Source organism: Polaromonas sp. AER18D-145, assembly GCF_002379095.1.
GTDB lineage: Bacteria > Pseudomonadota > Gammaproteobacteria > Burkholderiales > Burkholderiaceae_C > Polaromonas.
This window is the reverse complement of sequence record NZ_NBZV01000017.1, coordinates 1-14389: the sequence shown is the minus strand read 5'-3', so window position 1 is coordinate 14389 and position 14389 is coordinate 1. Positions and strand designations below refer to the sequence as shown.

11 protein-coding genes and 1 pseudogene are annotated in these 14389 nt (G+C 64.3%); 3 read left to right on the top strand and 9 right to left on the bottom strand.

Annotated elements, in window-relative coordinates:
* Nucleotide 1 precedes the first annotated feature (1 nt).
* The 6 genes from B7G52_RS10485 to B7G52_RS10460 form a co-directional block, all read right to left on the bottom strand.
* Nucleotides 2-1165 carry an acyl-CoA dehydrogenase family protein gene (locus B7G52_RS10485; RefSeq protein WP_096697551.1) on the bottom strand — a complete coding sequence of 388 codons (1164 nt, stop codon included), beginning with the start codon at nucleotides 1163-1165 and terminating at the stop codon, nucleotides 2-4.
* Nucleotides 1166-1220: 55 nt separating this feature from the next.
* Nucleotides 1221-3182 (bottom strand): acetyl-CoA carboxylase biotin carboxylase subunit, encoded by a 1962-nt coding sequence (locus B7G52_RS10480; protein WP_096697550.1) that lies wholly within the window; start codon nucleotides 3180-3182, stop codon nucleotides 1221-1223.
* An 8-nt stretch (nucleotides 3183-3190) separates the two neighbouring features.
* Complete coding sequence (locus tag B7G52_RS10475) at nucleotides 3191-4810, bottom strand: acyl-CoA carboxylase subunit beta (protein ID WP_096697549.1); 1620 nt, start codon at nucleotides 4808-4810, stop codon at nucleotides 3191-3193.
* 51 nt (nucleotides 4811-4861) lie between these two features.
* Nucleotides 4862-6994: a 3-hydroxyacyl-CoA dehydrogenase NAD-binding domain-containing protein gene (locus B7G52_RS10470; protein ID WP_096697548.1), complete on the bottom strand. Its 2133-nt coding sequence runs from the start codon at nucleotides 6992-6994 to the stop codon at nucleotides 4862-4864.
* 45 nt (nucleotides 6995-7039) lie between these two features.
* Nucleotides 7040-8248 (bottom strand): acetyl-CoA C-acetyltransferase, encoded by a 1209-nt coding sequence (locus B7G52_RS10465; RefSeq protein ID WP_096697547.1) that lies wholly within the window; start codon nucleotides 8246-8248, stop codon nucleotides 7040-7042.
* Between the two features lie 70 nt (nucleotides 8249-8318).
* Nucleotides 8319-9455: an acyl-CoA dehydrogenase family protein gene (locus tag B7G52_RS10460; RefSeq protein ID WP_096697546.1), complete on the bottom strand. Its 1137-nt coding sequence runs from the start codon at nucleotides 9453-9455 to the stop codon at nucleotides 8319-8321.
* A 145-nt stretch (nucleotides 9456-9600) separates the two neighbouring features.
* Here B7G52_RS10460 and B7G52_RS10455 point away from each other — a divergent pair, with 145 nt between their 5' ends.
* The 3 genes from B7G52_RS10455 to B7G52_RS10445 all read left to right on the top strand — a co-directional run bounded on the left by B7G52_RS10455 (nucleotide 9601) and on the right by B7G52_RS10445 (nucleotide 11962).
* A complete protein-coding gene (locus B7G52_RS10455; RefSeq protein ID WP_096697545.1) occupies nucleotides 9601-10206 on the top strand; it encodes a TetR/AcrR family transcriptional regulator in 606 nt (201 codons plus the stop codon).
* Nucleotides 10207-10274: 68 nt separating this feature from the next.
* Nucleotides 10275-11024, top strand: a complete 750-nt coding sequence (locus B7G52_RS10450; protein ID WP_096697544.1) for an electron transfer flavoprotein subunit beta/FixA family protein — start codon at nucleotides 10275-10277, stop codon at nucleotides 11022-11024.
* The gene (locus B7G52_RS10445; RefSeq protein WP_096697543.1) at nucleotides 11024-11962 is read left to right on the top strand and encodes an electron transfer flavoprotein subunit alpha/FixB family protein; all 939 of its coding nucleotides are present in this window, start codon (nucleotides 11024-11026) and stop codon (nucleotides 11960-11962) included. Before B7G52_RS10450 ends, B7G52_RS10445 begins: the two co-directional genes overlap by 1 nt.
* Before the next feature lie 231 nt (nucleotides 11963-12193).
* Here B7G52_RS10445 and B7G52_RS10440 read toward each other — a convergent pair whose 3' ends face one another.
* The 3 genes and pseudogenes from B7G52_RS10440 to B7G52_RS24050 all read right to left on the bottom strand — a co-directional run.
* A complete protein-coding gene (locus B7G52_RS10440) occupies nucleotides 12194-13156 on the bottom strand; it encodes a branched-chain amino acid ABC transporter permease (protein ID WP_096697614.1) in 963 nt (320 codons plus the stop codon).
* A gap of 51 nt (nucleotides 13157-13207) precedes the next feature.
* Entirely contained in the window at nucleotides 13208-14092 is an 885-nt protein-coding gene (locus B7G52_RS10435; protein WP_096697542.1) for a branched-chain amino acid ABC transporter permease, read from the bottom strand.
* A 138-nt stretch (nucleotides 14093-14230) separates the two neighbouring features.
* A pseudogene (locus B7G52_RS24050) lies at nucleotides 14231-14389 on the bottom strand (ABC transporter ATP-binding protein); the annotation flags it as partial.

Below are 14389 nucleotides of genomic sequence, written 5' to 3'. Positions count from 1 at the left end.
GCTAGGCGTAAAAGCCGAGCTGGCGTGCCGCCAGGTCGCGCATCACCTCTTCGGCGCCGCCACCGATGGCGTTGACCTTGACTTCGCGGTAAATGCGCTCCACCTTGACACCGCGCATGAAGCCGGCGCCGCCGTGCAGTTGCACCGCCTCGCTGGCGCAATAGGCCATGGTTTGAGTGGCCTGGTTCTTCAGCAGGCAGATTTCGCCTACCGGTGTGTCGCCCTGTTCGACGCGCCAGGCCAGCAATTCCAGCATGGCCTGCGTCGCCTCGACGCGCATGGCCATGTCGGCGAGTTTGTGGCGGGTGACCTGCTGGTCGATCAGCTTGCCGCCGAACATCTCGCGCTCACGCGACCAGGCCAGCGCTTCGTCCAGGCAGACATGGGCAAAACCGTTGGCACCGGCGGCGAGGAAGATGCGCTCGCGGTTGAAGTTTTTCATGATGGCTTTGAAGCCCTGGTTCTCCTGCCCGACCAGGTTCTCCACCGGCACACGGCAGTTATCGAAATACAGGGCAGCAGTGTCGGAGCACCACCAGCCCATTTTTCTCAAAGGCGTTTGCGCGAAGCCGGGCGTGCCTTTCTCGATCAGCAACAGTGACACGCCGCCTGGCCCCGGCCCGCCAGTGCGCACCGCCACGGTGTAGAAGTCGGCGCGCATGCCGGAGGTGATGAATATCTTCGAGCCGTTGACGACGTAGTGGTCGCCATCCTTGCGCGCCGTGGTCTTGAGGTTGGCCACGTCCGAACCGCCGGAGGGTTCGGTGATGCCGAGCGCGCTGATCTTCTCGCCCCGCAGTACCGGCGGCAATACGCGCTGCTTGAGCGCTTCGCTTCCCACGTTGACGATGGGTGGACAGCCGATGGTGTGCGACAGCAGACTCGCCAGGACACCGCCAGCACCGCAACGCGCAAGTTCCTGCGCGGCGATGATGGTCATGAACAGGTCGCCGTCGTTGCCGCCATGGCGCTCGGGAAAACCCAGGCCCAACAGGCCGATTTCGGCCGCCTTGCGGTACAACTCGACAGGAAAGGACTCGGCTTCGTCCCAGGCGTCCACATGCGGGCTGATTTCCCTGGCGACGAAGCGGCGCATCGCGTCACGGAACGCCAGGTGCTCGGGCGTATAGAAGGGGCTCTTGGCAGGCAGGGTTTCGGCAGGCATGGGTTTTACTCCTCGTGGGTGTGGCGTGTGTCGTGCGTGCAGAGCGGTGCGCGCCTCAATCAGGCTGCTCGATCAGTGACACCAACAATGCGCGCGTGGCAACCTGGTCGCCAGCGCGCACCGCAACCTGGTCCACCACGCCATCGCGACGGGCCAGCAGTTGATGCTCCATCTTCATGGCTTCGAGCACCGCCAGGCGTTGCCCCTTGGTGACCATGTCGCCACTTTGGACGTCAACTGCCAGCACCCGTCCATTCATGGGTGCGAGAACCCGTGACTCCGCGCTTCCTGAAGCCGCGGCCGGTGGGGCATAGGTCAGGTCTTCAAAGCTGGCGCTCAGGTCGCCCAGTTCCAGGTGCAACACGTCGCCGGCAAACACCGCCGCCGCGTGTTGCTGCACGCCATCGGCGATCAGGCGCAGGCACTCGCCTTCGCGCCCGCTGAGGGTGATGTGGTGCAGCGCCGCGCCCACTTCGAGCGTGTAGCTGTGGGTTCCTGTGACCGTGATGTGCACGGCATGGCGGTGTTCTCCCTCGCCGATCAGCATCGGCCAGCGTGCCGGTCCGCTGGAGCGCCAGGGCGCGGCTGCGACCGGCGTGGCGCTGGCTTCGAACCACAGCGTGCTGGCCAGCGCCAACGCCAACGAGTCGGGTTGGGGCCGCACCAGCGCCGCACTGTCGAAGTGCTGGGCGATGAAGGCAGTGGTCGTTTCGCCAGCGGCGAAGGCCGGGTGGCCGGCCACGGCTTCGAGGAAGGCACGGTTGTGGGGTAGGCCGAGCAGGCGGGTGCGTTGCAGCGCACCGATCAGGCGTCGTCGGGCCTCGTCGCGGGTCGCGCCGTGCGCAATGATCTTGGCGATCATGGGGTCGTAGTGCGGGCTGACGGTCTGACCTGATGTCAGTCCATGATCAACGCGCACGCCCTCGCCCGTGGGCGGGCTCCAGAGCGCAACATCGCCACTTTGCGGCAGGAAGCCCGCGTACGGGTCTTCGGCATACAGGCGCACTTCAATGGCGTGCCCGTTCAATTGCACTTGCTCCTGCGTCAGCGGCAAGGGCTCGCCACGGGCCACGGCGATCTGCCACGCCACCAGGTCCAGACCGGTGATGCACTCGGTCACCGGGTGTTCGACCTGCAGCCGTGTGTTCATCTCCAGAAAGTAGAAATGCCCTTCGCGATCCAGCAGAAACTCGACCGTGCCGGCGCCGACGTAGTTCACGGTGCGCGCAGCCGCCACCGCCGCCGCGCCCATTTGCGCGCGCAGCTCGGGCGTGACCGCCGGGGAGGGCGCTTCCTCGAACACCTTCTGGTGCCGACGCTGGATCGAGCAATCGCGCTCGCCGAGGTGGATGATGTGGCCGTGCCGGTCGCCGAAGACCTGGATTTCGACGTGGCGCGGTTCGATCACCGCGCGTTCGAGAATCAGTTCTTCACTGCCGAAGGCATTACCCGCTTCCGAACGGGCACTGACCAGTGCGACCGCCAGGTCCTGCGGGTGTTCGACCAGCCGCATGCCGCGTCCGCCACCGCCCGCCGCCGCTTTGACCATGATCGGGAAACCGATCTCGCGTGCCTGTGCGAGCAATGTGGCATCGGACTGGTCCACTCCCTGGTAGCCCGGCACGCAGGGCACGCCCGCCGCCAGCATTAGACGCTTGGCGCCGGCCTTGTTGCCCATTTTCAGGATGGCCTGCGGGTCCGGGCCGATGAATACCAGCCCGGCGTCCAGGCAAGCCTGCGCAAAGCCGTCGTTCTCTGACAGGAATCCGTAGCCGGGGTGTACCGCATCAGCGCCCGTGCTGTGCGCCGCAGCCAGCAGCGCCGCGACATTGAGGTAGCTCTCACGGACCGGCGCCGGGCCGATGCACACGGCCTCGTTGGCCATGGCAACATGCAGCGCTTGGGCATCGGCTTCGCTGTAGACAGCCACCGTGCGGTAGCCCAGTGCTTTGGCTGTGCGGATAACCCGACAGGCGATTTCTCCGCGGTTGGCGATCAGAATTTTGGTGAAGTTCATCAGGGTTCTCACATCCGTGCCACGCCAAAGGTGTTCGAGTTCAGAGGCCGCAACCCGGCCTCGCGACACACCGCCAGGGTAGTGGCGAGCGCGCGGCGGGTGTCGCGCGGGTCGATGATGCCGTCGTCCCACAGGCGCGCGGTGGCAAACAGCGAATGCGATTCGATGTCAAAGCGTGCCAGGATTTCCTTCTTCATGGCTTCCATTGCGGCAGCCGGTGGCTCCTGGCCGGTCCGGGCTAATTTTTCCTCGGTGACGATGCGCATCACGGTGGCGGCCTGCTCGCCGCCCATCACCGCCACTCGCGCGTTGGGCCAGGCGAACATGAAGCGCGGGTCGTAGGCGCGGCCGCACATGCCGTAGTTGCCGGCGCCGAAGGAGGCGCCGGTCATGATGGTGATCTGCGGCACGGTGGCATTGGCCACGGCCTGGATCATCTTGGCGCCGTGCTTGATCATGCCGACTTGCTCGACCTCCTTGCCGACCATGAAACCGGTGGTGTTCTGCAGGTAGACGATGGGGGTGCCCGACTGGCAGCACAGCTGGATGAACTGGGTCGCCTTGGTGGCGCCTTGCGGGTCGATGGGCCCGTTGTTGCCGATGAAGCCGCACGGGTGTCCCTCGATGGCGCCGTGGCCGCACACGGTGTTGGAGCCGTACAGCGATTTGAATTCAAGGAAGTCGGAGTCGTCGATCAACCGTGCCAGCAGTTCGCGCATGTCATAGGGCTGGCGGAAGTCGGTGGGCACGACGCCGGCCAGTTGCTCGACCGGATAACGCGGCTCTTTCCAAGTCTTCACCGCTCGCATCGGCAAACACTCGTTCCAGGGCAGACGCGCCAGGATGTCGCGCGCGATGCGGATGCCGTCAGTATCGTCCTCGGCCAGATACTCGGCCACGCCCGACATGGAACAATGCATCTCGGCACCGCCCAGTTCCTCGTCGGTGGCAACCTCCCCGGTGGCGGCCTTGAGCAAGGGCGGGCCGGCCAGGAAGGCCTTGGCGCGGCCGCGCACCATGATCACATAGTCGGACATGCCGGGCAGGTAGGCGCCGCCGGCGGTCGAGTGGCCGTGCATCACGCAGACCTGCGGAATGCCCCTGGCTGACAGCCGCGCCTGGTTGGCGAAGCCGCGGCCGCCGTCAATGAACACCTCGCCCACATGCATCAGGTTGGCGCCGCCCGATTCGACCAGTCGCACCACCGGCAGTTTGTTCTCCAGTGCGATGGCTTCGGCGCGCAGGCTCTTGCGCAGGCCCATCGGCGTGATGGTGCCGCCCTTGATCGCGCTGTCGGAGGCGATCACCACGCAGCGGATGCCCGACACCACCCCGATGCCGCAGATGATCCCGCCCCCCAGCACGTTCTTCTCGCCGTCGTCGTCGTGCATCCTGAAACCGGCGAGGGTCGAGAACTCCAGCCACGACGAGCCGCGGTCGAGCAGCAGCGCGATGCGCTCGCGCGGCAGCAGCTGTTTGCGGGCGCGGAACTTGGCTTCTTGGCTGTTCGACGTGTTGCGCACACGGTCTTCGAGCGTGCGGAAACTGTCGATCAGCGCGAGCATCTGTGCGCGCTCGCGCTGGAAGCTCTCTGACTGCGGGTCGACTTGACTTTGAATGGCGGGCATGGGCGGTTCTCGCTGAAAGGTCGCAGTGAACGAATGTGGTAACAGGCCTGCTTACAGGTCGTAAAAACGCTCACCATGGTCGGCCATGCGGCGCAGCAGTTGCGGCGGCGCGAAGCGCGCACCGTGCCGCTCGGCCAGGCTCTCGCAGGCTTTGACAAAGGCGGACACCCCCAGGCTGTGGATCTGGCCGATCGGGCCACCCAAGTAGGCTGGGAAGCCCCAGCCCAGGATCGCGCCGACATCGGCATCGATGGGTGCGAGCAGCACTTTCTCTTCGAGGCAGCGTGCGGTTTCGACCGACTGGATGAACATCAGGCGCTGCTTGACCTCTTCGACCGTGGGTTGCGTGGCCGCCAGCGGGAACTCCTGCGCCAGGCCTGCCCACAGTTGCTTCTGGCCATCTTGCGGGTAGTCGTAGAAGCCCTTGCCGGTCTTTTTACCCAGTCGCCCCAACTTGTCCACCATGCGGTCGCAGACGTCGTCGATGGCGCTGCGCTGGTAGGCCTTGCCGAGGTCGGCGGCGGTCTGTTTTCGGATGCGCGCCATCAATTCGAGCGAGACTTCGTCGGCCAGCGCCAGTGGCCCCACCGGCATGCCGGCCATGCGCCCGGCGTTGTCGATCAGGGCCGGCTTCACGCCTTCGGCCAGCAGCGCCAGGCCCTCGCCGACGTAGGTGGAGAACACGCGGCTGGTGTAGAAGCCGCGGCTGTCGTTGACGACAATGGGCGTCTTGCGGATCGCCTTGACGAAATCCATGGCACGGGCCAGGCAATCGTCGCTGGTGGCTTGGCCGCGAATGATCTCCACCAGCGGCATCTTGTCGACTGGCGAGAAGAAATGCAAGCCGATGAAGTTGGCTGGACGCGTCGATGCTTCAGCCAGCCCGCTGATTGGCAGGGTGCTGGTGTTGGAGGCAAGGATCGCGCTACTGGCGATCACCGCCTCGGCCTTGCGCGTCACGTCGGCCTTGATGGCACGGTCTTCAAACACCGCTTCGACCACGATGTCACAGCCTGCCAGGTCGGCAAAGTCGGTGGTCGGTTTGATCAGCGCGAGCTTGGCATCACGCTCGGCCTCGGTCAGGCGCTTGGCCCCAACGCGTTTGTTCCACAGGCCTTCGCTGTAGGCCTTGCCCCTGGCCGCGCCGTCGGTGCTGCTGTCGAGCAGCACCACGTCCATGCCGCCCTCCGCGGCGGCGAAGGCAATGCCCGCGCCCATCATGCCGGCCCCCAGAATGCCGACCTTGCGGTAGCTGGCCTTGGGCACGCCCTTAGGCCGCGAGGCCAGCTTGCTGGCGGAGGCTATGCCGAAGAACAGCGAGCGGATCATGTTCTTGGATTCGACCCCCGTCGCCAGCTTCGCGAATTCGCGCATTTCGACTTTGCAGCCGGTGTCGATGTCGACCTGGCAGCCGTTGTAGACGCAGTTCAAGATCGCCTCAGGTGCGGGATAGTTGCCAAAGGTTTTGGCGCGCAGCATGGCGTTGCCTGCGGTGAAGGTTTCGTAGCCGGCGGGGCTTTGCACAGCGCCTCCGGGCAGCTTGAAGCCCTTCTGGTCCCATGGCCTGGTGGCGTTCTTGGCACCGTCGGCGAGTAACCACTCCTTGGCACGAGAGAGCAATTCATCGGCCGGAACGACCTCGTCAACCAGGCCGGCTTCCAGTGCCTTTTTGGGTGCGAGTTTCTTACCTTCCAGCAGGAAGGGCAGGGCGTTGCGCACGCCGATCACGCGTGGCAGCCTTTGCGTGCCACCCCCGCCTGGTAGCAAGCCGAGCGTGACTTCGGGCAGCCCGATGAGTGCTTTGGGGTTGTCGGCGGCGATGCGCCGATGGCAGGCCAGCGCAATTTCATAGCCGCCGCCCAGCGCGGTGCCATTCATGGCCGCCACGTATGGCTTGCCGCCCGTCTCGATGCCGCGCAGCAGACTGTGTAACGACGACACAAAATCCAGCATGCCAGCGGCATCTTTGAGCGCCAGCACCATGTTGAGGTCAGCGCCGGCAATGAAGTCCGCCTTCGCCGAGGTGACGATCACGCCCTTGACGGCGGAATCCGCCTGGGCACGCTTCACGGCGTCGGCGAAGGCAGGAATCGATTGTTGGTTGAGGACGTTCATGGGCACGTCCTGCATGGCCCAGGTGATGGTGGCGATGCCGTCGGCATCAAGCTTGTAGTCAATCGTCATGGTGGTGGTCCAGGTCTGTGATGAGGTTCGCGTCGTGCCGGGGCTTCAGACGCGCTCGATGATGGTGGCGGTGCCCATGCCGGCGCCCACGCACAGCGTGATCAGGCCGGTGGAGAGCTTGCGCCGCTCGAGTTCGTCGAGCAGGGTGCCCAGAATCATGGCGCCGGTCGCGCCCAGGGGGTGCCCCATCGCGATGGCCCCGCCGTTGACGTTCATCTTGTCGTGCGAGACCTTCATCACTTCCATGAAACGCAGCACGACCGAGGCGAAGGCTTCGTTCAATTCATAGAGGTCGATGTCGCTGGCCTTCATGCCGGCGAGCTTGAGCGCCTTTTCCGCAGAGTAGGAAGGGCCGGTCAGCATGATGGTGGGCTCGCTGCCGATGGACGCGAACGAGCGGATGCGGGCACGGGCTTTCAGGCCGAGCTGTTTACCGACCTCGGCGTTGCCGATCAGCACCGCGGCCGCGCCATCGACGATGCCCGACGAGTTGCCGGCGTGGTGCACGTGCACCATGCGCTCGATCTCCGGATAGCGCTGCACGGCCACCGCGTCGAAACCGTATTTTTCGCCCTGCACCTTGAAGGCCGGCTCCAGCTTGGCGAGCGACTCTAGTGTGGTTTCGGCGCGCATGTGTTCGTCGCGCTCAAGTACGATGCAACCGTTCACGTCCTTGACTGGAACGATCGACTTGGCGAAGCGGCCCTCGGCCCAGGCGAGCGCAGCGCGGCGCTGGCTTTCGACCGCGTAGCTGTCGACGTCGCTGCGGCTGTGGCCGTAAAGGGTGGCAATCAGGTCGGCCGAAATGCCCTGCGGCACGAAATAGGTCGGAATCGCCACTGCTGGGTCAATCGCCCAGGCGCCGCCGCTGGTGCCCATGGGCACGCGGCTCATGCTCTCCACGCCGCCGCCGATGACCAGCGGCGACTGGCCCGACATGACCTTGGCGGCGGCCATGTTGCAGGCCTCGAGCCCCGAGGCGCAAAAGCGATTGACCTGCACGCCGGCAACGCTCTCGTGGTACCCGGCGGCGATGGCCGCAACGCGCGCGATGTCGGCGCCTTGCTCACCGGCGGGTTCGACGCAGCCGAGGATGATGTCGTCCACGAAGGCGGTGTCCAGGGTGTTGCGGTCGCGCAGTGCCTGCAGCGCGGTGATGGCCAAACTGATGGGCGTGGTGCCGTGCAGCGCACCCGAGCTGCGGCCCTTGCCGCGCGGCGTGCGCACGGCGTCGTAAATGAATGCGTCGGTCATGGTGGGTTTCCTTCTTTTTGAATCTATGGAAGCGATAGGCAAGATGGCGGAAAGCGGCTGGCGGCGGATGCTACAGCGTTCGGCTGATGATTTCCTTCATGATTTCGTTGGCGCCACCGTAGATGCGTGCAACGCGCGCATCTGCATAGGCGCGGGCAATCGGGTACTCCCACATGTAGCCGAAGCCGCCGAACATCTGCAGGCATTGGTCGATCACCTTGCAATGCAGGTCGGTGGTCCAGTACTTGGCCATCGCGGCGGTGGCCGCATCAAGCTGACCGTCCATCAGCAGGCCGAGCAGGCGGTCGACAAAGACCTGTGCGATCTGCACCTCGGTCTTCATTTCGGCGAGCTTGAAGCGGTTGTGCTGGAAGTCGATCACGCGCTGGCCGAAGGCCTTGCGATCCTTGGTATAGGCCAGCGTCCATTCGAGCGCGGCCTCGGCGCCTGCCACCGCGCCGATGGCGATTTGCATGCGCTCCCAGGCCAGTTCCTGCATCAGCAGGAAAAAGCCCTTGCCCTCGCCGCCGAGGATGTTGCCGGCCGGCACGCGCACGCCGTCGAAGAAGAGTTCCGAGGTGTCCTGCGCCTTCATGCCGATCTTCTCAAGGTTGCGCCCGCGCGTGAAACCGGGCCGATCGGTCTCGACCAGCACCAGCGAGGTACCCTTGGCGCCCAGCGTCGGATCGGTCTTGACGACGACGATCACCAGGTTGGCGTTCTGGCCGTTGGTGATGAAAGTCTTCTGGCCGTTGATGACCAGTTCGTCGCCGTCGCGCACGGCGCTGGTGCGTACGTTTTGCAGGTCGCTGCCCGCGCCCGGCTCGGTCATGGCGATGGCGCCAATGACCTCGCCGGTGGCCATTTTCGGCAGCCAGCTGCGCTTTTGCTCCTCGGTGCCGTAGGCCAGGATGTAGGGTGCCACGATGTCGGAGTGCAGGCCGAAGCCGATTCCGCTCGTGCCGGCGCGCGCTACTTCTTCAATCAGCACGGCACTGTGCAGGCGCGTGCCGCCACCGCCGCCGTATTGCTCGGGTATGGCGGGACACAGCAGGCCCGCGGCGCCGGCCTTGCGCCAGACGGCGCGCGGCACGATGCCATCGGTTTCCCAGCCGGCGTGATGGGGGATGACTTCTTCTTCCAGAAAGCGGCGAGCCTGGTCCCGGAAGAGTTCGTGTTCTTCACCGAAGATGGTGCGATTGAGCATGGGTCTGTCCTTGAAATCAGATTGACGCTGGCATGGCCGACTCTTGCGAAGAGTGGATCGTCCACGCGGAAAGGCGCCGGAAGCTCCCAACACGCGATGGATAAAATCATCAACCAAACGCTTGTTAGATGCTATAGTATACGGCATGACAAAGGAGCGAAACAACCCACTCCCGCGCAGGGACGCGATCCTGGCGACCGCGGCGAGCCGGTTCCGGCGCCAGGGCTTCGAGCGCACCTCGGTGCGCGAGATTGCCCAAGCCATGGGCATGACTTCGGGCTCGCTCTTCTATCACTTCGCCACCAAGGAGGAGTTGCTGGTGGCGATCATGGAGGAGGGTGTTCGCGACATCATGGCGTCGGTGCGCCACGGGCTGGCTGGAGAGAGCCGGCTGCCCGAGCGGCTGCTGTCGATGGTGCGCAGCCACCTGAAGGCCTTGCTCGGTCCGCGGCTCGACGCCATGACCGTGCTGCTCTACGAGTGGCGCAGCCTGTCGCCGGACGCGCAGACCCGGGTGATGGCATCACGCGACGCCTACGAGGCCTTGTGGATGGAGCCGATCAACGAGGCCGCGACTCTGGGCCTGGTCGACGCCGATGTCGTGCTGGTGCGCCAGACGGTGCTCGGTGCCCTCAATTGGACGGCGCAGTGGTACCGGCCTGGCGGGCGACTGGACGTCGATGCGTTGGCGCAGCGCATGTACACGATGCTGTTTCCTCGTGTGGCCGCATCGGGAGTGAACCGTGATTGAACGGGCAGGATTCGGCCCCGTTCCTGCCGTTTTTGAATTGTTTGTTTTTTTAATCACATGGAGATAAAGTGAAGATATTGGTCGCCGTCAAGCGGGTGCTGGACTACAACGTCAAGGCCCGCGTCAAGTCCGACGGTTCGGGAGTCGATCTCGCGAACCAGAAATTGTCCATGAACCCGTTCGACGAGATTGCCTGCGAAGAGGCGGTGCGCCTCAGGGAGGCCGGTGTCGCTTCTGAAGTGATCGTCGTGTCCTGCGGCCCGACCGTTTGCCAGGAGACGCTGCGCAGCGCGATGGCCATCGGCGCCGATCGCGGCGTGCTGATTGAAACCGACGCCGGGCTCGAACCGCTGGCGGTGGCCAAACTGATGCAGCACGTGGCCACCAAAGAAGGCGTGCAGTTCGCCATCTTCGGCAAGCAGGCGATCGATGACGACGCTGGCCAGACTGGCCAGATGTTTGGCGCGCTAATGGGCTGGGCCCAGGCCAGCTTCGCCTCCAAGGTGCAGATCAGCGGCGACACCGCCACCATCACGCGCGAGATCGACGGTGGCCTGGAAACCCTGGCCATGAAGCTGCCGGCCGTGATCACGACCGACCTCCGCCTGAATGAGCCGCGCTTCATCACGCTGCCCAACATCATGAAGGCCAAGAAAAAGCCGCTGGAGGTGATCAAGGCGGCCGAGCTCGGCATCGACATCGCGCCGCGCACCGTGACACTGCACGTCAGCGAGCCGGCGGCGCGCAAGGCCGGCATCAAGGTAGCCGACACGGCCGAACTCGTCAAACGACTCAAAGAAGAAGCGAAGGTGATCTGATGACAACCCTGATCATTGCGGAACACGACAACACCGTACTCAAAGCGGCAACGCTGAACACGATTGCTGCGGCCACGCGCATCGGCGGTGATATTCATGTGCTGGTGGCTGGCCGCAACTGCGCGGCCGTTGCCCAGGCCGCGGCGGCGGTCGCGGGTGTCGCCAAGGTGCTGCACGCTGACGCGGCGTACTACGAAGCCCATCTGGCCGAGAACCTGGCCGCGCTGGTGCAGTCACGCGTGCGCGCCGATGCTGGCTACACCCATGTGCTGGCGCCGGCGACGGCCTTTGGCAAAAACGTGCTGCCGCGTGTGTCGGCATTGCTGGACGCCTCCCAGGTGTCGGACGTGATCGCCATCGAATCGCCCGACACCTTCCAGCGCCCGTTCTATGCCGGCAACGCGCTGGCCCGCGTGCAATCGAAGGATGCCATCAAGGTGCTGAGCATTCGCACCACCGCCTTCGACCCGGTCGGTGCGGGCGGCACGGCGGCGGTCGAGACGCTGGCCGCGGCTGGCGATCTCGGGTTGACCACATTGGTCGGACGTGAGGTCGTGAAGCTGGAACGGCCGGAACTCACCGCCGCATCGGTCATCGTGTCCGGTGGGCGTGGCCTGGGCGCGGCCGACAAATTTCACGCCGTGCTGGAGCCGCTGGCCGACAAGCTCGGCGCGGCGATCGGCGCCTCGCGCGCCGCCGTCGATGCCGGCTACGCGCCCAATGACTACCAGGTCGGCCAGACCGGCAAGATCGTGGCGCCGCAGTTGTACGTGGCGGTCGGCATCTCGGGCGCCATCCAGCACCTGGCCGGCATGAAGGACAGCAAGGTGATCGTTGCGATCAACAAGGACGCCGAAGCACCGATCTTCCAGGTGGCCGACTATGGCCTGGTGGGCGATTTGTTCGTCGCGGTGCCGGAACTGGTGGCGGCTCTATAGGCCGCTGCGTTGCCGGCGCGCGGGCCCCGGGATGGCACGAGACGGTGCGACCGCTGGACTGTCCCGAGGTCTGTAATGTGTGGGTAGGACAGGCGCCTAGCGTTAGGTGATGTTTTTTTCTACTAACCATCATCCGGATGGTGCAGCCGTTGGGCCCGCAAGACGCCGTACGCGGCAATGCTCAAGCTGGCATGATGGTGGAAGCCGTACCAGCCCAGGTGTTGTTTAAGGTTAAGCGTCAGGCGCTGCCGCAGTGCGCCGGCGCCGCTCCAGATACGCCTGCAGTTCACCGACTATCCCCTTGCGGAAGGTCAGCACGCACAGCACAAAAATCACGCCGATGATCACAGTCACCCAGGAGCCGACTTTGTCGGCCAGCAGATTTTGCAGCGAGATCACAATGCCGGCGCCAAGCACCGGGCCGAAGAAGGTGCCGACGCCGCCCAGCAGCGTCATCAGGATCACTTCACCCGACATCGACCAGTGCACGTCGGACAGCGTGGCAAAGCCCATCACCACGGTTTTAAGCGCGCCGGCCAGGCCGGTCAGCGCGGCCGACAACACGAAAGCCAGCAGCTTGTAGCGGTCCACCTGATAGCCCAGGGAAATCGCGCGCGGCTCGTTTTCTCGGATCATCTTGAGCACCTGGCCGAACGGTGAATGCACGATGCGTGAGATGGTCAGGAAACAGGCGACAAACACCGCAACCACCAGGTAGTACATGGTGGTGTCCGACGTCAGCGGCAGCAGGCCCAGCAGCGCGCCGCGCGGCACACCTTGCAGGCCATCTTCACCCCCGGTAAAAGGTGCTTGCAGGCCAACAAAATAAACGATCTGCGCCAGGGCCATCGTGATCATGGCGAAATAAATGCCCTGACGCCGGATGGCCACCATGCCGACCACCAGGCCGATCAGACCGGCGGCAATGACACCGGCCAGGATCCCCAGCTCTGGCGTGAAATTCTGGGCCTTGATGAACCAGCCTGTGACGTAAGCGGCTGAGCCGAAAAACGCCGCGTGGCCGAACGACAGCAGGCCGGTAAAACCCAGCAGCAGGTTGAAAGCCGCGGCAAAAATGGCGAAGCACAACAGCTTCATCAAAAACACCGGGTAGAGCCCGAGCAGGGGCGCCACCAGCGCCAGGATCAGCAGCGCGATGTAGGTGATTCGAATAAGTTGGGCAGCTTTGGTCATCAGGGCTTTGGGGGTCTGGGGGGTAACCGCGGTCGTGGCGTTGCTCATGGCTCAGGCCTCCTTGCCGAACAGGCCCGCAGGCCGGACCATCAGCACGATTACCATGATGACAAACACCACAATGTTGGAGGCTTCCGGATAAAAGACCCGCGTCAGCCCTTCCACCACGCCGAGGCCAAGACCGGTCAGGATCGAGCCCATGATGGAGCCCATGCCGCCAATCACGACCACCGCAAATACCACGATGATCAGGTTCGAGCCCATCAGCGGGTTGACCTGGATGATGGGTGCGGCCAGCACACCGGCCAGCGCGGCCAGGGCGGCGCCGGCGCCATAGGTCAGCATCACCATCATCGGCACGTTGATGCCGAAGGCCTGCACCAGCGCGGCGTTTTCGGTGCCGGCGCGCAGGTAGGCGCCGAGCCGGGTGCGTTCAATCAGGAACCAGGTGCCCAGGCAGACCACCAGCGACACCAGCACCACCCAGGCGCGGTAGTTCGGCAGCACCATGAAACCCAGATTGGTGGCGCCGGACAGCAGTTCCGGCACGTTGTAATTTTGCCCCGAGACACCGTACAGCTCGCGGAAAATGCCCTCGGCAATCAGCACCAGGCCAAAGGTCAGCAGCATGCCGTACAGCGGGTCGAGCTTGTACAGGTGTTTGAGGAACAGCCGCTCGATCACGACACCGAGCAGACCCACCGTCAGCGGGGCCAGCACCAGCGCAAACCAGTAATTGATGCCGAACTTGTCCAGCATGATCCAGGCGGCGAATGCGCCCAGCATATAAAGTGCGCCGTGCGCAAAATTGACAATGCCCAGCAGGCCGAAGATGACCGCCAGCCCGAGGCTGAGCATGGCGTAGAACGCGCCATTGACCAGGCCCAGCAGCAACTGGCCCAGAAACGCTTGATGGGGAATACCGAAAATTTCCATGAAAACCCGTCAGCTTAATTCTTGAGTAGCGAGCATTTGGACTTGGCCAGAGCGGCTACGAGGGTTTTGAGTTTCATGGGGTTTCCTGGTGAGTTGGGGGCAAAAAGCGAAAATGGTTTGTCTGGCGCCGAGCGGGTGTTACACGCCCAGGTATTCCTGCAGCATGCCCATGTTCTGGGTCAGCTCGTTCTGGGCAAACTGTTTCACGATGGTGCCGTGCTCCATCACGTAAAAGCGGTCGGCCAGTGGCGCGGCGAAGCGGAAGTTCTGCTCGACCAGCACGATGGTGTAACCCTT

What these genes read in the sequence shown, in the direction of transcription:
- B7G52_RS10460 (WP_096697546.1), bottom strand. Translation starts at nt 9,455, where the DNA reads ATGCTCAATCGCACCATCTTCGGTGAAGAACACGAACTCTTCCGGGAC.
- B7G52_RS10435 (WP_096697542.1), bottom strand. Translation starts at nt 14,092, where the DNA reads ATGGAAATTTTCGGTATTCCCCATCAAGCGTTTCTGGGCCAGTTGCTG.
- B7G52_RS10470 (WP_096697548.1), bottom strand. Translation starts at nt 6,994, where the DNA reads ATGACGATTGACTACAAGCTTGATGCCGACGGCATCGCCACCATCACC.
- B7G52_RS10475 (WP_096697549.1), bottom strand. Translation starts at nt 4,810, where the DNA reads ATGCCCGCCATTCAAAGTCAAGTCGACCCGCAGTCAGAGAGCTTCCAG.
- B7G52_RS10445 (WP_096697543.1), top strand. Translation starts at nt 11,024, where the DNA reads ATGACAACCCTGATCATTGCGGAACACGACAACACCGTACTCAAAGCG.
- B7G52_RS10485 (WP_096697551.1), bottom strand. Translation starts at nt 1,165, where the DNA reads ATGCCTGCCGAAACCCTGCCTGCCAAGAGCCCCTTCTATACGCCCGAG.
- B7G52_RS10480 (WP_096697550.1), bottom strand. Translation starts at nt 3,182, where the DNA reads ATGAACTTCACCAAAATTCTGATCGCCAACCGCGGAGAAATCGCCTGT.
- B7G52_RS10440 (WP_096697614.1), bottom strand. Translation starts at nt 13,156, where the DNA reads ATGACCAAAGCTGCCCAACTTATTCGAATCACCTACATCGCGCTGCTG.
- B7G52_RS10465 (WP_096697547.1), bottom strand. Translation starts at nt 8,248, where the DNA reads ATGACCGACGCATTCATTTACGACGCCGTGCGCACGCCGCGCGGCAAG.
- B7G52_RS10455 (WP_096697545.1), top strand. Translation starts at nt 9,601, where the DNA reads ATGACAAAGGAGCGAAACAACCCACTCCCGCGCAGGGACGCGATCCTG.